This window comes from Ciceribacter azotifigens (assembly GCF_048159625.1).
In the GTDB taxonomy this organism is placed as follows: domain Bacteria; phylum Pseudomonadota; class Alphaproteobacteria; order Rhizobiales; family Rhizobiaceae; genus Allorhizobium; species Allorhizobium azotifigens.
Genome location: NZ_JBLQTA010000002.1, coordinates 410,820 through 435,253, shown reverse-complemented (window position 1 = coordinate 435,253; position 24,434 = coordinate 410,820). Strand labels below are relative to the sequence as shown.

General features: G+C 63.5%; 27 protein-coding genes and 1 pseudogene. 12 read left to right on the top strand and 16 right to left on the bottom strand.

Annotated elements, in window-relative coordinates; genetic code table 11:
• Nucleotides 1-516: 516 nt before the first annotated feature.
• Complete coding sequence (locus ACM6UT_RS05070; RefSeq protein WP_416796264.1) at nucleotides 517-3,342, top strand: ribonuclease E/G; 2,826 nt, start codon at nucleotides 517-519, stop codon at nucleotides 3,340-3,342.
• Nucleotides 3,343-3,437: 95 nt separating this feature from the next.
• Here ACM6UT_RS05070 and ACM6UT_RS05065 read toward each other — a convergent pair whose 3' ends face one another.
• Together ACM6UT_RS05065 and ACM6UT_RS05060 are read right to left on the bottom strand one after the other, a co-directional pair.
• Complete coding sequence (locus ACM6UT_RS05065) at nucleotides 3,438-3,998, bottom strand: GNAT family N-acetyltransferase (RefSeq protein WP_416796263.1); 561 nt, start codon at nucleotides 3,996-3,998, stop codon at nucleotides 3,438-3,440.
• 96 nt (nucleotides 3,999-4,094) lie between these two features.
• The gene (locus tag ACM6UT_RS05060) at nucleotides 4,095-5,252 is read right to left on the bottom strand and encodes a pyridoxal phosphate-dependent aminotransferase (RefSeq protein ID WP_416796262.1); all 1,158 of its coding nucleotides are present in this window, start codon (nucleotides 5,250-5,252) and stop codon (nucleotides 4,095-4,097) included.
• Between the two features lie 200 nt (nucleotides 5,253-5,452).
• On the opposite strand from ACM6UT_RS05060, the gene ACM6UT_RS05055 reads away from it, so the two are divergent.
• The 5 genes from ACM6UT_RS05055 to aat all read left to right on the top strand — a co-directional run bounded on the left by ACM6UT_RS05055 (nucleotide 5,453) and on the right by aat (nucleotide 9,256).
• Nucleotides 5,453-6,214 (top strand): DsbA family protein, encoded by a 762-nt coding sequence (locus tag ACM6UT_RS05055; RefSeq protein WP_416796261.1) that lies wholly within the window; start codon nucleotides 5,453-5,455, stop codon nucleotides 6,212-6,214.
• Between the two features lie 130 nt (nucleotides 6,215-6,344).
• A complete protein-coding gene (gene aroQ / locus ACM6UT_RS05050; RefSeq protein ID WP_416796260.1) occupies nucleotides 6,345-6,782 on the top strand; it encodes a type II 3-dehydroquinate dehydratase in 438 nt (145 codons plus the stop codon).
• Between the two features lie 21 nt (nucleotides 6,783-6,803).
• Complete coding sequence (accB, locus tag ACM6UT_RS05045; protein ID WP_416796259.1) at nucleotides 6,804-7,274, top strand: acetyl-CoA carboxylase biotin carboxyl carrier protein; 471 nt, start codon at nucleotides 6,804-6,806, stop codon at nucleotides 7,272-7,274.
• 5 nt (nucleotides 7,275-7,279) lie between these two features.
• Entirely contained in the window at nucleotides 7,280-8,629 is a 1,350-nt protein-coding gene (accC, locus tag ACM6UT_RS05040; protein ID WP_416796258.1) for an acetyl-CoA carboxylase biotin carboxylase subunit, read from the top strand.
• Between the two features lie 9 nt (nucleotides 8,630-8,638).
• Nucleotides 8,639-9,256 carry a leucyl/phenylalanyl-tRNA--protein transferase gene (gene aat, locus ACM6UT_RS05035; RefSeq protein WP_416796257.1) on the top strand — a complete coding sequence of 206 codons (618 nt, stop codon included), beginning with the start codon at nucleotides 8,639-8,641 and terminating at the stop codon, nucleotides 9,254-9,256.
• Nucleotides 9,257-9,748: 492 nt separating this feature from the next.
• Here aat and ACM6UT_RS05030 read toward each other — a convergent pair.
• From ACM6UT_RS05030 to ACM6UT_RS05020, 3 genes and pseudogenes are all read right to left on the bottom strand, one after another.
• Nucleotides 9,749-10,186 (bottom strand): annotated as a pseudogene (locus ACM6UT_RS05030) (DUF2155 domain-containing protein); the annotation flags it as partial.
• 94 nt (nucleotides 10,187-10,280) lie between these two features.
• Nucleotides 10,281-10,679: an NADH:ubiquinone oxidoreductase subunit NDUFA12 gene (locus ACM6UT_RS05025; RefSeq protein WP_416796256.1), complete on the bottom strand. Its 399-nt coding sequence runs from the start codon at nucleotides 10,677-10,679 to the stop codon at nucleotides 10,281-10,283.
• A gap of 105 nt (nucleotides 10,680-10,784) precedes the next feature.
• The gene (locus tag ACM6UT_RS05020) at nucleotides 10,785-11,252 is read right to left on the bottom strand and encodes a GNAT family N-acetyltransferase (RefSeq protein ID WP_416796255.1); all 468 of its coding nucleotides are present in this window, start codon (nucleotides 11,250-11,252) and stop codon (nucleotides 10,785-10,787) included.
• A gap of 59 nt (nucleotides 11,253-11,311) precedes the next feature.
• On the opposite strand from ACM6UT_RS05020, the gene ACM6UT_RS05015 reads away from it, so the two are divergent.
• Complete coding sequence (locus tag ACM6UT_RS05015; RefSeq protein ID WP_416796254.1) at nucleotides 11,312-11,746, top strand: hypothetical protein; 435 nt, start codon at nucleotides 11,312-11,314, stop codon at nucleotides 11,744-11,746.
• Nucleotides 11,747-11,752: 6 nt separating this feature from the next.
• Here the strand turns inward: ACM6UT_RS05015 and ACM6UT_RS05010 are convergent, their stop codons facing one another.
• The 3 genes from ACM6UT_RS05010 to ACM6UT_RS05000 form a co-directional block, all read right to left on the bottom strand.
• Complete coding sequence (locus ACM6UT_RS05010) at nucleotides 11,753-12,250, bottom strand: GNAT family N-acetyltransferase (RefSeq protein ID WP_416796290.1); 498 nt, start codon at nucleotides 12,248-12,250, stop codon at nucleotides 11,753-11,755.
• An 8-nt stretch (nucleotides 12,251-12,258) separates the two neighbouring features.
• Entirely contained in the window at nucleotides 12,259-13,761 is a 1,503-nt protein-coding gene (gene gatB / locus ACM6UT_RS05005) for an Asp-tRNA(Asn)/Glu-tRNA(Gln) amidotransferase subunit GatB (RefSeq protein ID WP_416796253.1), read from the bottom strand.
• 123 nt (nucleotides 13,762-13,884) lie between these two features.
• Nucleotides 13,885-14,394 (bottom strand): GNAT family N-acetyltransferase, encoded by a 510-nt coding sequence (locus tag ACM6UT_RS05000; protein ID WP_416796252.1) that lies wholly within the window; start codon nucleotides 14,392-14,394, stop codon nucleotides 13,885-13,887.
• Between the two features lie 409 nt (nucleotides 14,395-14,803).
• Here ACM6UT_RS05000 and ACM6UT_RS04995 point away from each other — a divergent pair, with 409 nt between their 5' ends.
• Nucleotides 14,804-15,061, top strand: a complete 258-nt coding sequence (locus ACM6UT_RS04995; RefSeq protein WP_416796251.1) for a YjhX family toxin — start codon at nucleotides 14,804-14,806, stop codon at nucleotides 15,059-15,061.
• A gap of 34 nt (nucleotides 15,062-15,095) precedes the next feature.
• Here the strand turns inward: ACM6UT_RS04995 and ACM6UT_RS04990 are convergent, their stop codons facing one another.
• From ACM6UT_RS04990 to ACM6UT_RS04970, 5 genes are all read right to left on the bottom strand, one after another.
• A complete protein-coding gene (locus tag ACM6UT_RS04990; protein ID WP_416796250.1) occupies nucleotides 15,096-15,578 on the bottom strand; it encodes a GNAT family N-acetyltransferase in 483 nt (160 codons plus the stop codon).
• Entirely contained in the window at nucleotides 15,572-17,050 is a 1,479-nt protein-coding gene (gene gatA, locus ACM6UT_RS04985; RefSeq protein ID WP_416796249.1) for an Asp-tRNA(Asn)/Glu-tRNA(Gln) amidotransferase subunit GatA, read from the bottom strand. The genes ACM6UT_RS04990 and gatA overlap by 7 nt, the downstream gene beginning before the upstream one ends.
• Before the next feature lie 92 nt (nucleotides 17,051-17,142).
• Entirely contained in the window at nucleotides 17,143-17,430 is a 288-nt protein-coding gene (gene gatC, locus ACM6UT_RS04980; protein ID WP_416796248.1) for an Asp-tRNA(Asn)/Glu-tRNA(Gln) amidotransferase subunit GatC, read from the bottom strand.
• The gene (locus ACM6UT_RS04975) at nucleotides 17,420-18,019 is read right to left on the bottom strand and encodes a hypothetical protein (protein ID WP_416796247.1); all 600 of its coding nucleotides are present in this window, start codon (nucleotides 18,017-18,019) and stop codon (nucleotides 17,420-17,422) included. The genes gatC and ACM6UT_RS04975 overlap by 11 nt, the downstream gene beginning before the upstream one ends.
• Nucleotides 18,016-18,720, bottom strand: a complete 705-nt coding sequence (locus tag ACM6UT_RS04970; RefSeq protein ID WP_416796246.1) for a metal-dependent hydrolase — start codon at nucleotides 18,718-18,720, stop codon at nucleotides 18,016-18,018. The genes ACM6UT_RS04975 and ACM6UT_RS04970 overlap by 4 nt, the downstream gene beginning before the upstream one ends.
• A 222-nt stretch (nucleotides 18,721-18,942) precedes the next feature.
• On the opposite strand from ACM6UT_RS04970, the gene ACM6UT_RS04965 reads away from it, so the two are divergent.
• The gene (locus ACM6UT_RS04965) at nucleotides 18,943-19,239 is read left to right on the top strand and encodes an alkylphosphonate utilization protein (RefSeq protein WP_416796245.1); all 297 of its coding nucleotides are present in this window, start codon (nucleotides 18,943-18,945) and stop codon (nucleotides 19,237-19,239) included.
• Between the two features lie 9 nt (nucleotides 19,240-19,248).
• Complete coding sequence (gene ruvX / locus ACM6UT_RS04960) at nucleotides 19,249-19,746, top strand: Holliday junction resolvase RuvX (RefSeq protein WP_416796244.1); 498 nt, start codon at nucleotides 19,249-19,251, stop codon at nucleotides 19,744-19,746.
• Here the strand turns inward: ruvX and ACM6UT_RS04955 are convergent.
• From ACM6UT_RS04955 to ACM6UT_RS04945, 3 genes are all read right to left on the bottom strand, one after another.
• Nucleotides 19,680-20,015: a DUF6105 family protein gene (locus ACM6UT_RS04955; protein ID WP_416796243.1), complete on the bottom strand. Its 336-nt coding sequence runs from the start codon at nucleotides 20,013-20,015 to the stop codon at nucleotides 19,680-19,682. The two genes, ruvX and ACM6UT_RS04955, sit on opposite strands and share 67 nt — an antisense overlap.
• Nucleotides 20,012-20,182, bottom strand: coding sequence for a hypothetical protein (locus ACM6UT_RS04950; RefSeq protein ID WP_416796242.1), 171 nt, complete (start codon nucleotides 20,180-20,182; stop codon nucleotides 20,012-20,014). Before ACM6UT_RS04950 ends, ACM6UT_RS04955 begins: the two co-directional genes overlap by 4 nt.
• A 223-nt stretch (nucleotides 20,183-20,405) precedes the next feature.
• A complete protein-coding gene (locus tag ACM6UT_RS04945) occupies nucleotides 20,406-22,058 on the bottom strand; it encodes an acyl-CoA dehydrogenase family protein (RefSeq protein ID WP_416796241.1) in 1,653 nt (550 codons plus the stop codon).
• Between the two features lie 124 nt (nucleotides 22,059-22,182).
• Between ACM6UT_RS04945 and ACM6UT_RS04940 the strand changes: the two genes are divergently transcribed.
• Both ACM6UT_RS04940 and ACM6UT_RS04935 read left to right on the top strand, forming a co-directional pair.
• Nucleotides 22,183-23,139: an aspartate carbamoyltransferase catalytic subunit gene (locus ACM6UT_RS04940; RefSeq protein ID WP_148157262.1), complete on the top strand. Its 957-nt coding sequence runs from the start codon at nucleotides 22,183-22,185 to the stop codon at nucleotides 23,137-23,139.
• The gene (locus ACM6UT_RS04935) at nucleotides 23,136-24,434 is read left to right on the top strand and encodes a dihydroorotase (RefSeq protein ID WP_416796240.1); all 1,299 of its coding nucleotides are present in this window, start codon (nucleotides 23,136-23,138) and stop codon (nucleotides 24,432-24,434) included. Before ACM6UT_RS04940 ends, ACM6UT_RS04935 begins: the two co-directional genes overlap by 4 nt.

The following is a 24,434-nucleotide window of genomic DNA, read 5'->3' as shown; positions in this document are numbered from 1 at the left end:
TCGGCGTGCTAAACACTACTAATCCATGGGTATTATGGCACAAATGGGTTTTCCCTTGCTATTGCGGTGGAGAAAACATACAACGCAACCGAGGGATAGAGATGCCCACGGGATAGAATCATCGCCACGGCTGCCAACCATAATCAGGTTTGGCGCCAGCTTGCCGGACATTCATCCTCCGTCTCTGCAGCTTTGTCCTGAAACTGGATCACAAGCCGGCACTCGGCCGGTTTCGTCTACTGGTGGGCAACCACCAAGCGCTCTTTGAGAGCATTCATCGGGCCCAAGGGCCTATTGGCATTGTCGTTTTTGTTCGGTCTTTGATGTCGTTGCAGCAGGTAGTCAGAAACCTCAGCGGATTTGGAGCGCTCGACGCCCCGGAAGCTGTTCAGTTGCTGCTCGCTCACCCCACCGGACGAAGACATCTATATCCGGCGCATCCCCAAGATATCTCTCGCCCGTTCCAGCAACGTGCGACTCGATCTTGCCGAGAAGGCGCCGAGGAGCACAGCTTACATGGCAGACAAAATGCTTATCGACGCGTCTCACGAGGAAGAGACGCGCGTTGTCGTCGTTCGTGGTAACCGGATAGAAGAATTCGATTTCGAGTCCCAGCATAAGAAACAGATCAGGGGCAACATCTATCTGGCAAAGGTCACGCGGGTCGAACCCTCGCTGCAGGCCGCCTTCGTCGATTACGGCGGCAATCGCCACGGCTTCCTGGCCTTCGCCGAAATCCATCCCGATTACTACCAGATCCCGCTTGCGGATCGCCAGGCGCTCCTGAGCGCCGAAGCCGAGGAGCACCGCCGCGCCGACGAAGGCGATGCGGAACACGAAGCGCCAGCCGCCGCAGCCGAAGCCGCCGTCTCTCCGGCGGAAGCCGTCTCCCCGGCCGAAGACGCCGAACCCGCTGCTGAAGCGGTAACGGCCGAAGAAGCCCCGGTCGAGGCCGCCGAGGAAGCTGCCGCAAAGCCGAAGGCGCGGCGCGCCCGCAAGCCGCGCGGCAAGAAGGCCGCAGATGCGGCTGCAGAGCCGGCGGAAGAAGTCGGAGCGACGGACGAAGACGAAGGCGGCAAGACCATCGCCGCCATGGTCGACATGGACGAAATCTCCGAAGAGGCCGGCGGTCGCCGAGGACGCGACGACGATTTCGACGATGATGACGACGATCATGTCGAGGAGAAGGAAGAAATCGAATCCGTCGGCGCCGAGGACGCGATGGAAGAGGTTCCGGACCGCGTCGTTCGCAAGCCCCGCAAACAGTACCGCATCCAGGAAGTCATCAAGCGGCGTCAGATCCTGCTGGTGCAGGTCGCCAAGGAAGAGCGCGGCAACAAGGGTGCTGCTCTCACCACCTATCTTTCGCTTGCCGGCCGCTATTCCGTGCTGATGCCAAACACGGCCCGTGGCGGCGGCATCTCCCGCAAGATCACCCAGCCGACCGACCGCAAGCGGCTGAAGGAAATCGCCCGCGGTCTCGAAGTGCCGCAGGGCATGGGCGTCATCCTGCGCACGGCCGGTGCCAACCGCACCAAGGTCGAGATCAAGCGCGACTTCGAATACCTGATGCGCCTTTGGGAAAACGTCCGGACGCTGACGCTGAACTCGACCGCGCCCTGCCTCGTCTATGAGGAAGGCTCGCTCATCAAGCGCTCGATCCGCGACCTCTACAACAAGGACATCGGCGAGATCGTCGTTGCCGGCGAGGAAGGCTATCGTGAAGCGAAAGACTTCATGAAGATGCTGATGCCGAGCCACGCCAAGGTCGTCCAGCCGTATCGCGACATTCACCCGATCTTCTCGCGTTCCGGCATCGAAGGCCAGCTCGACCGCATGCTGCAGCCGCAGGTGACGCTGAAGTCCGGCGGCTACATCATCATCAACCAGACCGAAGCGCTGGTGGCGATCGACGTCAACTCCGGCCGCTCGACGCGCGAACACTCGATCGAGGACACCGCGCTGCAGACGAACCTCGAGGCAGCGGAGGAAGTCGCCCGCCAGCTTCGCCTGCGCGACCTTGCCGGCCTCATCGTCATCGACTTCATCGACATGGAAGAGAAGCGCAACAACCGCGCAGTCGAGAAGAAGCTGAAGGATTGTCTGAAGAACGACCGCGCCCGCATCCAGGTCGGCCGGATCTCGCATTTCGGCCTGCTCGAGATGTCGCGCCAGCGCATCCGTGCCTCGGTTCTCGAATCGACGACGCAGCTCTGCCCGCATTGCGGCGGCACCGGCCTCATCCGCTCGCAGTCCTCCGTCGCGCTGCATGTCCTGCGCGGCATCGAGGAATTCCTGCTGAAGAGCACGACACATGACATCACTGTTCGCACGACGCCGGAAACGGCGCTCTACCTGCTGAACCACAAGCGCGGCACGATCGTCGACTACGAACACCGCTTCGGCGTGTCGATCGTGATCGACTCCGACGATACCGTCGGGTCGCAGCACTTCGCCATCGACCGCGGCGAGCCGGTTCTGAACCCGGTCAAGATCGAAAGCCTGATGCCGGTGATTTCCGAGCCGGAAGAGGAAGAGGAAGTCTACATCGAACCGGAAGAAGAGGACGAAGACGAAGCCGTCGAAGCCTCGTCCGCGCCGCAGGCAACCTCCAGCGAGGAGCAACAGGGCCGCAAGCGCAAGCGTCGTCGGCGCCGGCGCAACCGCAACGGAAACGGCAACGGTGAGGCTGCCTCTGCATCTGCGCACGATGGCGCCGATGAGGATGAAGACGAGGATGAGGGCGAAGAGGAAGGCACTGTAGCCGCCTCTGCCGCAGCCGACGAGACGTCCGAAGAAGGCCAGAAGCGCAAGCGCCGCCGTCGCGGCAAGCGCGGCGGCCGCCGTAGCCGTCCGGGCGAAGAAGGCACGGCGGAAGCCGCAGGCGCCGAGGGTGACGAGTCCGAAGCGACCGGGGATGAGGCTGAAGGTGCGGAAACCGCCGCCGAGGTGATCGAAGCGATCGCCGAAGAAACGGTGGCCGAAGAGCCGTCCGCCATGGCCGCCATCGAATCGGCGGAGGAACCGGTAACCCGCAAGCCGCGCCGCACCCGCAAGGCCAAGGTCGCCGTTTCGCCGGTCGAGGAGCCGATCCTCGCCGAAGAGGCGCCGCCGGTCGAACCCGAAGTCGCAGAAAAGAGCGCGACGCTTGCCGAAGAGCCGGTCGCCGAGGAAACCGTGACCGAAGAGGCCGCGGAGCCGGCAAAGCCCGCCCGCGCCAACCGCCAGTCGAACGTAACCTCGTCCGAGCCGGTCGTCACGTCGGTGAAATCGGCCACGCCGGAAGGTGAAGGCGAAAAGCCGAAGAAGGGTGGCTGGTGGCAGAAGCGCGGCTTCTTCTGAGATCGCCATTTTGACGTCTGAAACATGCGACGGCCGCCCGATGGGCGGCCGTTTCGCCTTCGCGCTTCCCCAACCAGGCCAGTTCCGGGCAAGAGTCAGAGAAGCGGCCTGCGACGCGACATCAAAAGGGCCTGGGTACCGACGACCGTCGCCTCCCCTTGCGCGGCAAAGCCGCACCGCGCTGCGAGGCGGATCGAGCGCTCGTGGGCCGGATCGAAGATGGCAGCAATCCTGTCACCGATGAAATTGGCATCCGCCCATTGGAGAACCGCCGTCAGGGCTTCGGTCGCGATTCCCCTTCCCTGAACCTCAGGCGCCAGAAGCCAGCCCGCCTCGGGAACACCACCGAGCGACGGGGTCATCTCGCGCTTGAAGTCGGCAAAGCCCAGTTCACCCAGATATTCGCCCGTATGACGATCCTCGATCGCCCAGTAACCGAAGCCGAGAAGACGCCAGTGCCCCACATAGCGCAGCAGACGAGCCCAGCTCTCCTGCCTGGTGGACGGCTTTCCGCTGATGTAGCGGACGACGTCTTCATCGGCCCACATACGTGCCAGCGGGTCGAGGTCGGAAACACGGTGCCCGCGCAGCCGCGTGCGCTCCGTCAGCAGTTCCGGCGCCTCGAACGACGGCTGTCTCACCCAGGATATGGTCATCGGCACCTCCCGCCTCGTTGATAGATCCAATCCAGACGTTAGAGCCTGACTTGGCCCATCGCGGCAAGAGATCAAGGGCGAGGGTTGCCGCCGGCGCTATTTGAGCCAGCGCTCGATCCGGTCGAGCGCCTCGACCATTTCCGCCATCGTGCCGGCGTAGGAGAAGCGCATCGCGCGGTGGCCCTCCAACGGGTCGAAGTCGAGGCCGGGCGTCGCCGCGACGTTGATCGCCGAGAGCATTTCGCGGGCGAAGGCCATGCTGTCATTGGTGTGACGGCTGACGTCGACATAGGCGTAGAAGGCCCCGTCCATCGGTGACAGCAAGGGAAACCCGAGCTTCGGCAGCCGCTCCATCAGATAGTCGCGATTGGCACGGCAGCTCGCCTTGTAGTGCTCCAGCTCCTCGCCGGCGGAGAGCGCCGCGACTGCGGCGATCTGCGAGAGTTCGGGAGCGGAGATGTAGAGGCTCTGCGCCAGGCACTCGAGCGGGCGGACGAGTTCCGGCGGAACCACCATCCAGCCGATGCGCCAGCCGGTCATGCAATAGTATTTCGAGAAGGAGTTGATGATCACCGCGCCGTCGCCGATCTCGAGCGCACTCGCCTCGTCACCGGAGAAGGTCAGGCCGTGGTAGATCTCGTCGGAGATGAGGTTGATCCCCTCGTCCTCGCAATAGCGCGCGAGCTCTGCAAGCTGCGCCTTGCCGGTCACCGTTCCGGTCGGATTGGCGGGGCTCGCGAGAAGGACACCCTTCAGCCGGAGCCCGGCTTCGCGTTGCGCGTTTTCAAGGCTTTCGGGAGTCAGGGTGAAATGCGTTCCGGCATTGACTGGTACTTCGACAACCGTCAGGCCGAGCGCCTTGAGGATATTGCGATAGGCCGGGTATCCGGGCCGTGCGATCGCCACGGCATCGCCGGCGTCGAAAAGGCCGAGGAAAGCGAGGTTGAACGCCGCCGACGAGCCTGTCGTGACGATGATCCGTCCGGCATCCACGGTGACACCGTGCCGCCGACGGTAGTAGTCGGAAAGCGCCTGGCGCAATTCGCCGGTGCCGAGTGCGTCCGTGTAGCCGATGCGACCGTGATCGAGCGCGGTCCGTGCAGCCGCAAGGGCCGCCTGCGGGGCGGGATGCCCGGGCTGCCCAACCGCCATGGAAATGACTGGCTGCCCCGCCTGCCGGCGCCGGGTGGCTTCGGCCAGCACGTCCATGGCATGGAACGGTTCGACGGCACTGCGTTTGGAAATGGTAACCACGGGCAATTCTCTCGCTTCTGCTGGGGCGCCTGACATTTGCCGTATTATTGCTGTGTTCACAATGGTGAGATTGGCGCGGAGATGCCATTTTTCGACCTTCCATTCCGCGCTCCAAATACTACATTGGTCGCGAATCCAATCGGTTCCAGCGGAACCAGCCGGCTGTCGGCGATCTGCCGACGGCCCTTACGAGGAATGACATGCCCCTGACGTTCAAACATCTCGCTGTTGCGGCTCTCGCTCTCCTGCCCGCAGCACTGCCGACAACGGTGAATGCCCTCGACGAGCAGCAGAAGAAGGAATTCGGCGAGTTCATCAAGGAATACCTGATCGAAAACCCCGAGATCATGCTCGACGTGCAGGACGCACTCGAAAAGAAGCAGCAGGATGCACGTCAGCGGCAGGCCTCGGCCGCGGTCGAGACCAACAAGGAAGCGCTCTTCACCTCGAAGTACGATCTCTCGCTTGGCAATCCGCACGGCGACATCACGATCGTCGAGTTCTTCGACTACAATTGCGGTTACTGCAAGCGCGCGCTGTCCGACATGGACAGCATCATCGCAGCCGACAAGAACGTGCGCTTCGTGCTGAAGGAGTTCCCGATCCTCGGGCCCGATTCGGAAGCGGCGCACAAGGTTTCGGATGCCTTCCGCAAGATCGCGCCGGAGAAATACGGTGAGTTCCACCGTGCGCTGCTCGGCGGCGAGGGCCGCGCCAACGAGGCGCGTGCAATCGAAGTCGCCGCCTCGCTCGGCGTCGAAGAGGCCGATATCCGCAAGAAGATGGCGGAAAGCCCCAACGACGAGTCCGTCCGCGAAGCCTACCAGCTGGCGACCAGCCTGGGCATCACCGGCACCCCCTCCTACATCGTCGGCAACGAAGCCGTGTTCGGCGCCATCGGCTCGAAGGCGATCGAGGAGAAGGTCGCGAACGTCCGCAGCTGCGGCCGTACCGCCTGCTGAGTGCCGGAGAAACGTCTCAACCCTTCTCTCCCCCGCAAAGTCGGGGGAACTCAGGCGTATGGCCCGCAGGGGGCTTTCCCTTGCGGGCCTCTCAGTCTATAGGAGGCGGTTGAAGAGAGACGGACCCCTCATGAGCAAAACGATCTTCGTGCTGAACGGCCCCAATCTGAACATGCTCGGCAAACGCGAGCCGGGCATCTATGGCGGCAAGACCCTCGTCGATATCGAGGCCGACTGCAAGGAAGCGGGCGACGCTCTGGGCTTCCATATCGACTTCCGCCAGAGCAACCACGAGGGCAAGCTCGTCGACTGGCTGCATGAGGCCAACGACGCTGCCGTCGGCGTTGCAATCAATCCCGGCGCATACGGGCACACTTCCATTGCCCTGCACGACGCAATCCGCGCGATCTCCGTTCCGGTCGTCGAAGTGCACATCTCCAATATCCACGCGCGGGAAGAATTCCGCCACAAGTCGATGATCGCACCGGCCGCGAAGGGCATGGTCTGCGGCTTTGGCCCCCACAGCTACATCCTGGCGCTGCACGCGCTGAAAAACATCACGCAATAACAAGAATATAGGACCTCACCCATGGCTGAAAAGAAATCGGGAATCGATCAGGCGCTGATCCGTGACCTCGCGAACATCCTCAACGAGACCGATCTGACCGAGATCGAAGTCGAACAGGACGACCTGAGAATCCGCGTCTCGCGCTCCGGTCCGCAGATGGTCGCCATGCAGCAGGCCCCGGCCTACCAGATTCCCGCGGCCGCCCCTGCTCCCGTTGCCGCTGCCCCGGCAGTTGCCGCTGAGCCGGCACGCAACCTCTCGAATGCGGTCACCGCGCCGATGGTCGGCACCGCCTATCTCGCCCCCGCCCCGGGCGCCCGCCCCTTCGTCGAGGTCGGCTCGATCGTCAAGGAAGGCCAGACGCTTCTCATTATCGAGGCGATGAAGACGATGAACCAGATCCCGGCCCCGCGCTCCGGCAAGGTCGTGGAAATTCTGATCGAGGATGCCCGGCCCGTCGAGTACGGCGAGCCCATGCTGATCATCGAGTGAGGCCCATGAGCGGTATTTCGAAGATACTGATTGCCAATCGCGGCGAAATCGCCCTGCGCGTCCTGCGCGCCTGCAAGGAGCTCGGCATCGCCACGGTGGCCGTGCACTCCACAGCGGACGCGGATGCGATGCATGTCCGGCTCGCCGACGAGAGCGTCTGCATCGGCCCGCCGCCTTCGCGCGAAAGCTATCTCAACATCCACCAGATCGTCGCGGCCTGCGAAATCACCGGTGCCGACGCCGTCCATCCGGGTTACGGCTTCCTCTCGGAAAACGCCAAGTTCGCCGACATCCTCGATGCGCACGGCATCACCTTCATCGGCCCGACGGCCGAGCACATCCGCCTGATGGGTGACAAGATCACCGCCAAGCAGACGGCGATGGAACTCGGCATTCCGGTCGTTCCGGGCTCCGATGGCGAGGTGACGGAAGACAACCTGATGGCCACCGCGCACCGCGTCGGCTTTCCGGTTCTCATCAAGGCGACCGCCGGCGGCGGCGGCCGTGGCATGAAGGTGGCCAGGACCGCGGAAGACCTCGAAGAAGCCTTCAACACGGCCCGGACCGAAGCGGCTGCCGCGTTCGGCAACCCCGCCGTCTACATGGAGAAGTACCTCGGCAAGCCGCGGCACATCGAGATCCAGGTCCTCGGCGACGGTGAAGGCAACGCAATCCACCTCGGCGAGCGCGACTGCTCGCTGCAACGCCGCCACCAGAAGGTCTGGGAAGAGGCCAACTCTCCGGCGCTCAACGTCGAACAGCGCATGAAGATCGGCCAGATCTGCGCCGACGCCATGAAGAAGATGAAGTACCGCGGCGCCGGCACGATCGAGTTCCTCTACGAGAACGGCGAGTTCTACTTCATCGAGATGAACACCCGCCTGCAGGTGGAGCATCCGATCACCGAAGCGATCACCGGCATCGACCTCGTACACGAGCAGATCCGCATCGCGTCGGGCGCTGGTCTTTCGGTCACGCAGGACGAGGTCACCTTCTCCGGCCACGCCATCGAATGCCGCATCAATGCCGAGGATCCGCGCACCTTCGTGCCCTCCCCCGGCACGATCACGCATTTCCATGCGCCGGGCGGCCTCGGCGTGCGCGTCGATTCGGGCGCGTACCAGGGCTACAAGATCCCGCCCTACTACGACAGCCTGATCGGCAAGCTCATCGTGCACGGGCGCACCCGCGTCGAATGCATGATGCGCCTGCGCCGCGTGCTCGACGAATTCGTCATCGACGGCATCAAGACAACCCTGCCGCTGTTCCAGGACCTGATCGCCAATCAGGACATCGCGAACGGCGACTACGACATCCACTGGCTGGAGGATTATCTGGCCAGAACCTCAGCCTGAAGGACGCCGATGGCAGGACCGCGCAGCAGGGACTACTCGATCACTCCGGAGATCCTGCTGCGCGCCTATTCCATCGGCCTCTTTCCGATGGCGGAGTCGGCGGACGACCCGGAAATCTTCTGGGTCGAGCCGGAACTTCGCGGCATAATTCCCCTCGACCAGTTCCACGTTTCGAAGAGCCTTGCGAAGGCGATCCGCCACAAGCCCTTCGACATCCGCTACGACACCGCCTTCGACCTTGTCCTCGAAAAATGCGCGGAAGCGGCCGAGGACCGTCCGAGCACCTGGATCAACCAGACAATCAAGGATCTCTACGGCGCGCTTCACCGGATGGGGCATGCCCATAGCGTCGAAGCCTGGGACGGCGACGAACTCGTCGGCGGGCTCTACGGGGTCTCCCTCGGTTCCGCCTTCTTCGGCGAGAGCATGTTCGCCCGCCGCACAAACGCCTCGAAAATCTGCCTCGTCCATCTTGTCGAACGCCTTAAGGAGCGCGGCTTCACGCTGCTCGACACGCAGTTCACCACAGAGCACCTGAAGACCTTCGGCGCGATCGACGTGCCGAAGGACGAATATGCGCGTCTGCTGGAAACGGCCGTGGCGGGGCCGGATATCGCGTTCGTCTAGCGCGGCAACGCCGGCATCAAGACCTCAGAACAGCCCGACACTTCCCGGCTTCGTTCCGGGAATCTGCGGCAGCGGCTGTCCCTGCGGCATCTCCTCGGCACCCTGCGGAATATCGAGCGGCGGCAGGAGATCGCCCGGTGCGTTGTCCGGCACCGGCTGAGGCTCGTCGAGTGGCGGCAGGGCATCGCCCGGGGCGATATCCTGCATCTGTTGAGAATCGTCGAGCGGTGGCAGGGAATCGCCGGGAACGTTGTCTGGAATTTCCTGCGGGGCACCGAGCGGTGGAACAGCATCCTGCTGCTGCGGCGGCGGCTGAAGCGTGCCGCTGTCCTGCGGGGCGGGTGCGGTTTCTGCGGGTGCGACGGCGCCTTCGCCAGCCGGCTGCGCCTGCCCGCTTACCGGCGCCGGCGTCTGGCTTTCCGAACTTGCAGCCGCTTTCTGAGCTTCGGCGGCCTTCTCGCTCTCCGAAACCGGTACGGGAGCCGGATGAGCGGCGACGACGCCAGGCGGCGCCGGAACGTCCGACGACTGCTTGCAACCCGTCAGCCACACGTCGTAGATCGCGTGTTCGACTGCGTTCAGCGCCGGGCTGTCGGCAAACATCCAGCCGGAAAAGATGCGGCGGATCTTGCGGTCGAGCGTAATCTCGTCGACTTCGATGAAAGCGTCGATCTTCTGGGCTTCCGCCTCGTCGCGGGAGTAGCAGACCTTCGGCGTCACCTGCAGCGCACCGAACTGCACGGTCTCGTTGACATAGACATCAAAGGAGGTGATGCGCCCGGTGATCTTGTCGATGCCGGCGAACTGCGCGACCGGATTGGCGATACGCTCCGCCATCGCCGGAGCGACGGGCGACAGCAGGGAAACGGCGGTCGTCAGCGCAAAGAGTGAGGCCGCGCCAAGCCCGATGCCGTTTCCGAAAAGCTTCATATCTCCAGTCTCCAGCCGTCCTGCCGACGATGCTCCCCGGGGAGAAGACAACGCCACCAAAGCGGCTAAACGTCAATTGTGGCCAAAACCGGTGTCAGTTGCCGGGCGTCCAGGCGTCGTAGTCACCGGTTACGCGCGGACGCTCGCCCGGCACGGCGATCGAGCCCTGCGGACGATAGGCGAGCGAAGAACCGGTGTAGTTGGGACGATGCGGCTTCTGCCACTCGCGCGGCTTGTAGTCCTCCTTGGTCGGAGGAACATCCGTGCGATGATGCATCCAGCCGTGCCAGTCGGCAGAAATCGTCGAAGCCTCGGCATAGCCGTTATAGATGACCCAGCGGCGCGGGAGACCGAAGGAGGTCATACCGCCTTCGTAGTAGACGTTGCCGAACTCGTCTTCGCCGACGCGCTTGCCATTGCGCCAGGTGAAGAAGCGCGTGCCCATGGTCTGGCCGTTCCACCAGGTGAAAAGTTGCAACAGAAGCTGCTTCATGTCTCGTCCTTCGGCTCCGACGCCCGAATGGCGCTCGGGTTCAACAGTTCCCCGCTTATGCCGCCTCGGGGGCCGATTGTCCAGTGTTTCGCCGGCCGTCAACCGTCATTTCAGCTTCAACTTGAAGCCGATGTGGCTGGCTTCGAAACCGAGCCGCCCATAGAAGCGGTGGGCGTCCGTGCGCTTCGCGTTGGAGGTGAGCTGCACCTGACGCAGGCCCTGCCGTCTCGCCTCCTCGAGACAGAAGCGGATCATCGCCTCGCCGATCCCCTGCCCGCGGCAATCCGCGCGCGTATGCACCGCCTCGACGATCATCGAGGAGCCGCCGCGGCCGGTCAGGGTCGTGGTGATCAGGGTCTGAAAGGTCCCGACCACCTCTCCGCCTTTAATGACCACATGGAGGGTCTCGTTCGGCGACTGCTCAATGCGGCGGAGTGCCGCCATATAGCCGGGAAGTGCGACGGGATCCGTGGTGTCGCCGTGGCCGCCGAGCGAATCGTTTGCGAACATCGCGACGATCGCCGGCACATCGTCGTGTCCGGCCTTCCTGATGGTGACGGCTTCGGTTTCCATATATGGTCCTTCGCGAGCGGGAACACCCGCAAATCAGGGGAACTGGGGGGAAGACTTACATGATCTGTCGCAGCGCTTGCACGTTCTTTCTTGCGCTAATCTTGTCCATGCCGGCAGCGTTCGCCGAGGAAGGCGGCCGCAAGGGGATCGCCTTCGTCCAGGCACCCGAGATGAGCAGCGGCGTCTGCACCGGAGCGAATGCCGAAGAGGCCTTTGCCTGCGCCCGCAAGCAGTGCGTCGACGGCGGCGGGACCGACGAGGATTGCGTTGCGATGAGCTACTGTTTCCCGGCGCTCTACAGCGTCCAGGTCTCGATCCTGCATACGGAGGGTCTCCACTGGGCGGAATTCTACTGCGGTTGGGAAAGCAAGGAAGCGGCGCTCGCCGCGGCGAAGGTCGCCTGTGACCGGGAACGGCGTCCCGACCTCGCTGAATGCGCAGCCGTCCTCCTCTATGACGAGGACGGCAAGCAGGAGGAAGTCCCCCAGGAGTGAGGACGCTCAGCCGAGCGGCTTTTCCATGATGATCGCCGGCAGGCCCGAATCCGGACCGCCGCAGCTCGTCGTGCGGTCGACCTCGGTGAAGCCGTGCGCCTCGTAGAAGGCGATGGCCGCGGCGTTTCGCGGCTCGACCTCCAGACGCATGATCTCCGCATCCGGAAAGCAGGTTTCGAGCTCGGCGAAGAGATCGCGGCCTATCCCCATGCGCTGGCAGGACGGTCGCACGTAGAGCTGGTGCAGGATGGCCGTCTTCGTCATTGTCTTCGACATGGCGGCATAGGCCATGCCGCCGAGCCGCCGCCCGTCGTCGGCGACGAGGAACTCGCCGCCCTTCTTCTCCACCCGCGCCTTCAGCGCCGGCAGCGAGTGCCAGGCATCGACGAGCTGCTGCACCTTCTCCGGTCCGTAGAAGCCGTCATAGGTGGCGTGGAAGGTCTCCTCCAGCAGGCCGCGCAGCGCTTCGACATCGCGCTCGCTGGCCGTGCGGACGAAGAACATCGCTGCCATCACTCCTCGATTCCGAGCTTCAGCTTGACGAGCGCCTGCACGGCCTGCGGATTGGCCTTGCCGCCGGTCGCCTTCATCACCTGGCCGACGAACCAGCCGGCGAGCGTCGGCTTCGCCTTGACCTTCTCCACCTGATCCGGGTTGGCGGCAATGATGTCGTCGACCGCCTTCTCGATAGCGCCGGTGTCGGTCACCTGTTTCATGCCGCGGCTCTCGACGATCGCCGCCGGGTCGCCGCCCTCGTTCCAGATGATCTCGAAGAGATCCTTTGCGATCTTGCCGGAGATCGTGCCATCCTTGATGAGGTCGATGATGCCGCCGAGCTGGGCGGGCGAGACGGGCGTCTGCTCGATACCCTTACCGTCCTTGTTCAGCGCGCCGAGCAGGTCGTTGATGACCCAGTTTGCTGCCGCCTTGCCGTCGCGGCCCTCGGCCACCGCCTCGAAATAGTCCGCGATCGCCTTTTCCGAGACGAGCACCGAAGCGTCGTAGACGGAGAGGCCGAGATCGGCGACAAAACGGGCCTTCTTGTCGTCCGGCAGCTCCGGCAGGTCCTTCTTCAGAGCCTCGACGAAGGCATCGTCGAATTCGAGCGGCAGCAGGTCCGGGTCGGGGAAATAGCGGTAATCATGCGCCTCTTCCTTTGACCGCATGGCGCGGGTCTCGCCCTTGCCGGGGTCGAAAAGGCGGGTTTCCTGGTCGATCTCGCCGCCGTCCTCAAGAATGGCGATCTGGCGACGAGCCTCATACTCGATCGCCTGGCCGATGAAGCGAATCGAGTTGACGTTCTTGATCTCGCAGCGCGTGCCGAAAGGGCCGCCCGGCTTGCGCACGGAGACGTTGACGTCGGCGCGCATCGAGCCTTCGTCCATGTTGCCGTCGCAGGTGCCGAGATAACGCACGATCGAGCGCAGCTTGGTCATGTAGGCCTTGGCTTCGTCGGAAGAGCGCATGTCAGGCTTGGAGACGATCTCCATCAGCGCCACGCCCGAGCGGTTCAGGTCGACATAGGACATGGTCGGATGCTGGTCGTGCATCGACTTGCCGGCATCCTGTTCCAGATGCAGCCGCTCGATGCCGATTTCAATGTCCTCGAAATTGCCCTGGCGGTCAGGGCCGAGCGAGATGATGATCTTGCCCTCGCCGACGATCGGGTCCTTGAACTGCGAGATCTGGTAGCCCTGCGGCAGGTCCGGATAGAAATAGTTCTTGCGGTCGAAGATCGAGCGGTTGTTGATCTTCGCCTTGAGGCCGAGGCCGGTGCGCACGGCCTGCCTGACGCATTCCTCGTTGATCACCGGCAGCATGCCCGGCATCGCCGCGTCGACGAGCGAGACGTTGGAATTCGGCGCGTTGCCGAAGGTGGTCGAGGCACCCGAGAAGAGCTTGGCGTTGCTGGTCACCTGGGCATGGACTTCCATGCCGATCACCACTTCCCAATCGCCGGTGGCGCCGGGGATCAAGCGTTTCGGGTCAGGCGTGCGCGTGTCAACAATGGTCATCTGGAGCTCTTGTCATGCTTGGGATTTCTGACCCCGTTGGGTAGAGCAAATGGCGCGGCGGCGCAAGGCTCGAGGCGCCCGTGGCCATCGTTATGCGACCGCTCGCGCCAGCCGTCGGCGATGTCAGAATTCCTGGCCGTAGCCGACCGGCTCCGCTGCGACGAACGCCTTGGCGAGGCCGACCGTCTGGATGTCGCGATCAAGCTTGGGATTGTAGGCGACTGTCAGCCAGTGCACGGAATAGCCGTGCTTCTCGAAGAAATGCAAACCTTCGCGGTTCATCGCGTGTGTCTCGAGCGTCGCCTTCTCGAAGCCGAGATGGCGGATTTCGTTCTCGACGGCTTCGAGCAGGGCCGCGCCGAGGCCCTGCCCCTGGAAAACCGGGTCGATCCAGAAGTCGGTGATGTTCTCGTCCAGGTTTTCGCGTGCTGCCCAGCCGGCGACGTTGCCATTCTGCTCGATCACCGTGATCGTGAGCCACTCGGAGTTCACGAAATTCCAGAAGGCGACGCGCGCGTTCTCGACCATGGCTTTCGTTTCGCCGACCGGGATCATCGCCTTTTCCCAGGCGCGCAGCCCCACATCGGCGAGGATCGCCGCCTCATCCTGCCGTGCACTGCGGATTGTCATCATGAAGTGCCCCCTGCTTTATGTCAGTAGAACACCGGCGATGCCGTTTTGCCAGTCCCTGTCCAAAGGAGGCAGAGAACCAGAGAATACTGTTTATAAACAATTGTCTAAATTCCTTTCCGCATGCCAGCATTACGTTAGGGAGGCCTCGGAAGAGCGGCTGGCTGATTCGCCGAAGGATTGAGATGCGCATGCCGCCCTGCGCTTGACGTGCGTAGAGCCATGCGGCAAAAACAGCACCACACGATGGAGTGTTGATGTACGGTTTGTCACAGACCCGGTGAAGGCCCTGCCCGCGATCGACTACGATCCGCGCGCATGGGCCCGACGAGAACAGAACCCCGATGCCTGACCGGCACCGGATACGTTTTCGTGCGTCCTTTCGAAGGACGCGAATACCGGATGAACGACAATGGACATTTCGCGCAACGAACAGCGCATCCTTCACCTGCTCGCCCAAGGCGGGCGGATCGAGATCTACCGCAATGACAGCCGCAAGATCGAAAGAGCGCAGTGCTTCTCGCGCGACGGCTGGCTCTATCCCGGCTTCGACCTTCTCCTTTTCCGAAGACTGAAGCGCCTCAAGGCGATCAGTTCGAAGGCCGGACGCCCCTATCGCATCACCGAAAGGGGGCTGCGGCTGGTAAGAGCCGAATTGGACAATAGGTGAAGACGGCGCCGGCCTTCCTCCTGAAGGCCGGCAGCTACAGCGCCTTTTCCAGATGGACCTTCTCGACGTCCATCTGCATCGCCTCCGACCGCTCGATCCGACGCCAGACGAGGACGAAGCCGCAGCGCTCGTACAGTCGAATGGCACCGGCATTGCGGGCGTGGGTGGCGATGCGCGCCTTGCCGATTCCCTCGCGCTTCATCAGGGAGAAAACGTGTTCGAGAAGCGCCCTGCCGGCGCCCTTTCCCTGATGATCTGGATGAACCCACAAGTCCGAGATATAGTCGGCGTCGCCGTCGCGAGCGGTCCAGCCGACGATCTCACCGTCGCAGTCGGCGACGAGAATGACCGCCGAACCGGTCGCGGCGAAATTACAGAAGGCGCGGTGCACGCGCTCCGGCATCTCGGTGCCGAAGTCGTTCAAGACGGGGTTTGCCGCCCATGCGGCAAAGCCGACTTCTCCGACGCTTTCAGCGTCGGCCTCGGTCATCGGCCGGATCAGGACCCGGCTTACCACCACTTCGCCGGGCGGAAGGTGCCGGCGGCCTGCTCGATGACGTGGGCGGCCTTGAAGAGCGTGCTCTCCTCGAACGGCCGGCCGATGAGCTGCAGGCCGAGCGGCAGGCCCTTGGCGTCGAGGCCGGCAGGCACTGAAAGGCCCGGAAGCCCGGCCATGTTCACCGTGACCGTGAAGACGTCCTGCAGGTACATCTTGACCGGATCGGCGGCGAGTTCCTTGTCACCGATGGCAAAGGCAGACGACGGCGTGATCGGTGCGAGTACGGTGTCGACATCGTTGAAGGCGAGTTCGAAGTCGCGCTTGATCAGCGTTCGGACCTTCTGGGCTCTCAGGTAATAGGCGTCGTAATAGCCGGCCGAGAGCACGTATGTGCCGATGAGGATACGCCGCTTCACCTCGGCGCCGAAACCGGCGGCACGGGTCTGCTCGTACATGTCGGCGATGTCCTTGCCGTCGACGCGCAGTCCGTAGCGGACACCGTCGTAGCGGGCGAGGTTCGACGAGGCTTCCGCCGGTGCCACGATATAGTAGGCGGGCAGCGCATATTTGGTGTGCGGCAGGGAAATGTCGACGACCTCGGCACCGGCGTCTTTCAGCCAGGCCACGCCCTGCGCCCAGAGTTTTTCGATCTCTTCGGGCATGCCCTCGACGCGGTATTCCTTCGGAATGCCGATCCGCATGCCCTTGAGCGACTGGCCGAGCGTCGCCTCGTAATCCGGTACCGGAATGTCAACCGAGGTCGTGTCCTTGTCGTCGACGCTCGCCATCGACTTCAAGAGGATCGCCGCGTCGCGCACGTCGCGGGCGATCGGGCCGGCCTGGTCGAGGGACGACGCATAGGCGACGATGCCCCAGCGCGAGCAACGGCCATAGGTCGGCTTGATGCCGACGGTGCCGGTGAAGGCGGCCGGCTGGCGGATCGAGCCGCCGGTGTCGGTGGCCGTCGCGCCGGCGCAGAGATGGGCCGCGACCGCAGCCGCCGAGCCGCCCGAAGAGCCTCCGGGAACGAGGCGCTGATCGGAACCGCTCGCCTTCCACGGGTTGGTCACCGGACCGTAGTGGGAGCTCTCGTTCGACGAGCCCATGGCGAATTCGTCCATGTTGAGCTTGCCGAGCATGACGGCGCCGTCGTCCCAGAGGTTCTGGGTGACGGTCGATTCGTATTTCGGCTTGAACCGGCTGAGGACGGCGCTGCAGGCCTGGGTATGGACGTCGCGGGTCGCAAACAGGTCCTTGACCCCGAGCGGAATGCCCTCGAGCGCCCCGGCCTTGCCGGCGGCAATGCGCTCGTCGGAGGCCTTCGCCATCTCCAGCGCCTTCTCCGGCGTGACCGTCACATAGGCGTTGATCGCATCGTTGGCGGTCTCGATCGCCTGCAGATAGGCTTCGGTCAACTCGACGGCTTTGAATTCCTTCGCCGCCAGTTTGGCGCGGGCTTCGGCAATGGTCAGGCTGGTCAGTTCGCTCATGATCGGTTCACTTCAAAATGAAAGGCGCCTTGGCAGCGCATCAATGCTGGATACGGCCCGGTGACGGCCGTCACGCGCGGAATAGGCGACGGTTATTCGACAACCTTCGGCACGAGGAAGAAATTGCGATCGGTCTCCGGCGCATTGGCAACGATATCGTCCGCCTTGCCGCCGTCGGTGACCTCGTCCTTGCGCTTCTTCATCGCCATCGGCGTGACCGACGTCATCGGCTCGACGCCGGTGACGTCGACCTCGGAGAGCTGTTCGACGAAGCCGAGAATGCCGTTCAGCTCACCCATCATCCGCTCCGCATCCTCGTCATTGAGGGCAATGCGGGCAAGATGCGCAACACGCTTCACGGTGGCGAGATCAACGGACATGGGTATTCTCCGATTGGACTTTCTCCCCGCTATAATGTCCATGTCCGCGCTTCGCAACGGTCAGAATCTCCGATCCGAGCAGCAGGTGCAGCAAATCGTCCAGATTCTCGACTGGAGTGAATACGCCGGCCTTCACGCTACGCTGACCTAGCCGCACCGCTTTGATACCCTTCGCGTCGCCTTTGGTATGCTTGACCGCGCCCATTTCAGCCACCTGCGACAACGGGCGACCCGGCTCATTGCCGAACCAGCGGTATTTCTTCAGGTTCAATTCGTCGTCCACGGCGATCCAAACCACGCAGCCACTTGGCTTTTCGCAGAGCCTCAAGTTGACATTGATCTTCGACCGGGCACCGCCGACGCGAGTCACCTTGAGCTGGATGTGGCGCGTGACGCCCCGGCAGGTGAGCACGAGATCATAGCCGCCGGCATCGAACTCGCTCTTCAGGACTTCGGCGTCGAGAATACCACATTGCCACAGGCGCCGTAGCAAATCGCCAACGAAAAGGTGTTCGACAATGGTTTCTCGCAGGACGGAGTTCTCCGCATGCCGCCGTCGCAAGTCCTCCTCGGAAAGCGCTTGAATCATAGCGAGAGGCTTTCGCCGGGCTTCGGCGTGGCGACCTTCGTCTTCGTTCCCTCCATGCCGGCGACGAACTTCTCCGGCGTCTGGTCGATGATCGGGAACGAACCGTAGTGACAGGGCAGAGCAACCTCGAAGTTGAAGAACCGCTGGCAGGCGAGCGCGGCGACGGCACCGCCCATGGTGAAGCGGTCGCCGATCGGAACGATGCCGATATCGGGGCGGTGTAATTCGTTGATCAGCGCCATGTCGGAGAAGATGTCGGTGTCGCCCATGTGGAGCAGCGAGGCGCCGTCGTCGAAGTGCAGCATCAGCCCGTTCGGATTGCCGAGCGAGTGGGAGACGCCGTCCTCTGTGATCGAGGCGGAGGAATGCAGCGCATTGGTGAAGGTGACGGTGAAGCTATCCATGTCGATGGTGCCGCCGGTGTTGCCGGGCGAATAGTTTTCGAGCCCCTTGTGGGCGAGCCACATGCAGAGGTCGAAATTGGCGACGACCGTCGCACCGCTCTCCTTTGCGATTGCGAGCGTATCACCGACATGGTCGCCGTGGCCGTGGGTCAGCAGGATGTGGGTGACGCCGGCAGCGGCCTCCTTGGGATCGAGACCGCCAAAGCCCGGATTGCCGGTGAAGAAGGGATCGATGAGAATGCGGGCCTTGCCGGTTTCGATGCGGAAGGCGGAATGCCCGAGCCAGGTGATTTTCATTGTCGTCTCTTCCTTTCGAATCTTCTGCCGTGTGGCCACCGATCTCATTAGAGTATTTTGGCTGACAGCGGCAGCAGGGCAAGTCCGCGGACACCGTCTGCGCTCGTATTGCGCAGGCCCGCCCGGTAGGATATGCGACATCATCCCCCCCGATGGACGGAGTTTGCGGCGCACGCGGCGTCATTCATCGGGTTTTCGAGTGACGGCCGCAAGGAGGCAAGAATGTCCGACGATGATTATGTATACGACGAAGCGACCGGCGAATGGCGGCCGGCCTCCGAAATGGCGGCACAGGCCGCAGCCGCGGCCGAGGTTCGCGACAGCGCCGGCAACGTGCTCGCCGATGGTGATTCCGTCACCCTCATCAAGGACCTCAAGGTCAAGGGCACCAGCACGACCCTGAAGCAGGGGACCGTCATCAAATCGATCCGCCTTACGGAGAATCCGGAGGAGGTCGACTGCCGCCACGACGCCATCAAGGGCCTCGTGCTGCGCACCGAATTCTTGCGCAAGCGGTAAGAGAACAGCATGGCCACGCTGACGATCGAGGAACTCGCAGGCTTCCTGAAGCCCGGCCAGGCGATTGCCGGTCTCGATCTCGGCACCAAGACGATCGGGGTCGCGATGTCGGACCTCGGTCGCCGCTTTTCCACCCCCCGCCCGGTCATCAAGCGCGTCAAGTTCACCAGGGATGCCGAGGTGCTGCTCGATTTCGCGGCGAGAGAGAAAGTCGCCGCCTTCGTCATCGGACTGCCGATGAACATGGACGGCTCTTCCGGGCCACGCGTTCAGGCGACGCGGGCCTTCGTACGCACGATGTCCGACAAAACCGATATACCGTTCATCCTCTGGGACGAGCGGCTTTCGACGGTCGCGGCGGAACGCGCGCTTCTCGAAATGGACGTGTCACGCGCCAAGCGTGCTGAACGCATCGACTCGGCCGCCGCCGCCTTTATCCTTCAGGGCGCCCTCGACAGGCTTTCTGCGCTGTCAAGGACAGGCACCTCCGACACAGACACACCCTGACGCGCCCGCCACCAGGCGGCAATCGCGCGGCGCTTGCGCAAGGCGATGATCGCAAAGACGAGCAGGCTGTCGAACACGATCGCCCGGGCGACCAGCGGCGGAATGGTGTCCGGCGGGATGCCGAGAATGTCTCCGTAGATCTCGAAGACCAGGTCATGCGCCTGACGGGTCAGCATGAAAAAGCCGAAACTGATGTCGTTGTAGGAAAGGCCGTACCAGCCGCCGAGCAGCACGATCGGCGTCGCCCAGAAAATCAGGAACGTCTTCATGCCGCCCTCCCCTTCCATTCTTGTGACGGCGCCCAGTTGCGGACGAGCCAGGTCACCAGAGCCATCGCACTGAGCACGACGGCCGGCACGGCGATGTCCAGCGCCAGGCCGGCGAAGAACATCATCACCATAAGCATTCTCGCAATCCGTGCGGCGCTGTTAACCATCTTGCCATCGGCTCCGGCATTATCCGGTCCGAAACTCGCGCGTTAACGGCCCCCGCGCAACGTAAACCATTTGTTAAGGTTAACGCGCCCTGGGGATAACCGGCATACCGCTTACGCTCCGTCCGAACCGTAGCGACAGTCAAAAAGTTATTTAGCTTGAGAGCTAATTATCGACTCAGAAAAGAAAGCTGTCGCTCACCGGTCCGGATATCGCGCGGCCCGCCTACCCTGCCGCCGGATAGAGGAGATCGAGGACGTAGCGGGCGTCGAAGCGGGCATCGATGGCGCCGTAGGTGTGGCGCCAGCCGCCGGCGAGCCGCGTCTCGAGGAAGGCATCGGCGATCTTGCCGGCACCGAGGCGATAGAGTTCCGCCGCGGCGGCGGCGAGCGCCAACTGCTCGACGAGGAGCCTTGACGCGGCTTCGTCGCGCTCGGCAAGTGCGGTCGCAGCCCTAAGGACCTCGACGGTCTTCCTGCCGGAAGCGCCGAGGTCGCGTTCGAGCCCGGCAAAGATCGTCTCGAAGAGATCCTTGCCGCGGTTCAGGACCCGCAGCACGTCGAGCGCCATGACGTTGCCCGACCCTTCCCAGATCGCATTGACCGGGGCTTCGCGATAGTGGCGGGCGATCGCCCGCTCCTCGATGTAGCCGCTGCCGCCGATGCACTCCATTGCCTCGTAGATCAGCGCCGGCGCCATCTTGCAGACCCAGTATTTGACGACCGGCGTCATCACCCGCGCATAGGCGGCATCGGCCGGATTGTCGCGCGCCTGGTCGAAGGATTGCGCAAGCCGGAAGACAAGTGCAGTCGCTCCGGCAACGTCGAGCGCCATGTCGGCGAGTACGCGGGTCATGATCGGCTGGTCGATCAGCATCTTGCCGAAGACGCTGCGGCCACGAACATGGTGGACGGCTTCCGCCATCGAGGCGCGCATGATGCCGGCAGACGCGACAGCGCAGTCGAGCCGGGTCAGCGTCACCATGTCGAGGATGGTGCGGATGCCGTCGCCGGGCTGGCCGAGGATATAGCCGAACGTGCCTTCGAACTCGACCTCGGAGGAGGCGTTCGAGCGGTTTCCGATCTTGTCCTTCAGACGCTGGAACTGGAGCCCGTTGGCCGAGCCGTCTTCGAGAAGGCGCGGTACGAGGAAACAGCCGATCCCCTCCGGCGTCTGCGCGAGCATCACGAAGGCATCGCTCATCGGCGCGGACATGAACCACTTGTGGCCGGAAAGGCGATAGATGCCCTCACCCACCCGCTCGGCGCGCGAGGTATTGGCGCGCACGTCGGTGCCGCCCTGTTTCTCCGTCATGCCCATGCCGAGCGTGATCCCCGTCTTCTGCATCGGCGGCTTGTTGGAGGAGTCATATTTGCGCGAGAGGATCTTCGGGACCCATTCCTTCTGCACCTGCGGCGAAGCCATCAGGGCGGCGACCGATGCGCTCGTCATCGTCAACGGGCAGAGGTGCCCGCATTCGAGCTGGGCGGTGAGAAAGAAGCGGACCGCGCGGGCCCTGTGTTCGTTCCCGCGGGTATCGGGATGGTTCTCCCAGGCCGAAGAGTGCAGCCCGTTCGCCATCGAGCGGCGCATCAGCGCATGCCAGGCCGGATGAAACTCCACCACGTCCAGCCGTTCGCCGCGCACGCCGTGGGTCCGCAATTGCGGCACATTCTGGTTCGCCATGCGCGCCAGTTCCTGCGCCTCCGGCGATGTCACGTAACGGCCGAGCGCGTCATACTCTTCCCGAAGCGAACGATGAAGCCCGGAGCTCAGATCGACGATCAGCGGATCCGACCGGTAGGCGTTGATGCCGGACCAGGGTTTCGGCTGGTTCAGTTCGCGGTGTTTTTCTTCTGCCCGGCTCATTTCACTCATTTTTGTCTTTTGAAGGATGTGATTCGTTTAACATGGGGAACAAAGTCCGATCCACATAGCACATGCTTGCCCCCCCGGCTGGCAATCTTTATAGACCGCGTGACTATCTCAGGAGGACAGTCCCATGGTCTTCTTTCCCCACCGCCACCTCCTTGGCATCAAGGGCCTCACCGAACAGGACATTACCTACCTGCTCGACAAGGCCGACGAAGCCGTCAAAATCAGCCGCCAGAGGGAAAAAAAGACCTCGACGCTGCGTGGCCTCACCCAGATCAATCTCTTCTTCGAAGCCTCGACGCGGACACAGTCCTCGTTCGAGCTTGCCGGCAAGCGGCTCGGCGCGGACGTCATGAACATGTCCGTCAGCACGTCCTCGGTCAAAAAGGGCGAGACGCTGATCGACACGGCGATGACGCTCAACGCCATGCGGCCGGACGTGCTGGTCATCCGTCATTCTTCCGCAGGCGCTGCCGCCCTCCTCTCCCAGAAGGTCGCATGTTCGGTGGTCAATGCCGGCGACGGCCAGCACGAACACCCGACGCAGGCGCTCCTCGACGCGCTCACCATCCGACGCGCCAAGGGCAAGCTCTCGCGCATCATCGTCGCGATCTGCGGCGACGTGCTGCATTCGCGCGTCGCCCGCTCGAACATTCTGCTGCTGAACGCCATGGGCGCCCGCGTCCGGGTCGTGGCACCGGCGACGCTGCTGCCCGCCGGCATCGCCCAGATGGGCGTCGAAGTCTTCCACGACATGAAGGAAGGCCTGAAGGATGCCGACGTCGTGATGATGCTGCGCCTGCAGCGCGAGCGCATGTCGGGTGCCTTCGTGCCGTCGATCCGCGAATACTTCCACTTCTACGGCCTCGACGCCGAAAAGCTGAAGGCAGCGAAGGAAGACGCGCTCGTCATGCATCCCGGGCCGATGAACCGCGGCGTCGAGATCGCCTCGGAAGTCGCCGACGGCCCCCAGAGCGTGATCGAGCAACAGGTGGAAATGGGTGTCGCTGTGCGCATGGCGGTGATGGAGGCCCTGCTCGTCTCCGGCAACCAGGGTCCGAGAACGGAAGGAATGGGCGCATGAGCACGACCACGCCCCTCGTCTTGAAGAATGTCCGGATCGTCGATCCGTCGCGTAGCATCGACGAGGTCGGAACGATCATCGTCGGGGCCGACGGCCGCATCGCCGCAGCCGGCGCCGACGCACTCAACCAGGCTGCACCGGACGGAGCAGAGGTGCGCGACTGCCGCGGCCTCACCGCAGTACCGGGTCTCGTCGACGCGCGCGTCTTCACCGGCGAACCGGGCGCGGAGCACCGCGAGACCATCGCCTCGGCCAGCCGGGCTGCGGCCGCGGGCGGCGTCACCTCCTTCATCGTAATGCCGGACACCGATCCGGTGATCGACGACATCGCGCTGGTCGAATTTGTACGCAAGACCGCCCGCGACACCGCCGTGGTCAACGTCTATCCGGCGGCGGCCCTGACGAAGGGGCTCGACGGGGTCGAGATGACCGAGATGGGCCTCCTGCAGGAAGCGGGCGCCGTCGCCTTCACCAACGGCCGTCACGGGTTCCCCGACACGCAGGTCCTGCGGCGCGCGATGACCTATGCGCGGGAGTTTTCCGCCGTCATCGCGCTCGAGCCGAAGGACAAGTATCTCGGCGCCAACGGCGTGATGAACGAGGGCCTGTTCGCCAGCTGGCTCGGTCTTTCCGGCGTTCCCAAGGAGGCCGAGATCATCCCGCTCGAACGCGACCTCAGGATCGCGACGCTGACCCGGGCGAAATATCATGCGGCGAAAATCTCGGTGCCCGAGTCCGCGGAGGCGATCCGCGTCGCCCGCGAACGCGGCGCGAACGTCACCTGCGCCGTCTCGATCAACCACCTGTCGCTCAACGAGAACGACATCGGCGAGTACCGCACCTTCTTCAAGCTGTCGCCACCGCTGCGTTCGGAAGATGACCGCATGGCCATGGTCGAGGCGATCGCCGACGGCACGGTCGATATCATCGTTTCCTCGCACGACCCGCAGGACGTCGACACCAAGCGCCTGCCCTTTTCCGACGCCGCCGACGGTGCGATCGGCCTCGAAACGATGCTTTCCGCCGCCCTTCGCCTACATCACAGCGGCCAGGTGTCGCTGATGCGTCTGATCGACGCCATGTCGACGCGACCGGCCCGCATCTTCGGTCTCGACGCCGGGACGCTGAAGCCGGGTGCTCCGGCCGACATCACGCTCGTCGACCTCGACGAGCCGTGGCTCGTCTCCAAGGAGGCGATTGTCTCCCGCTCGAAGAACACGCCGTTCGAGGACGCACGTTTTTCCGGCCGGGCGGTGTCGACCTATGTCCGCGGACGGTGCGTGCATTCGCTGTAA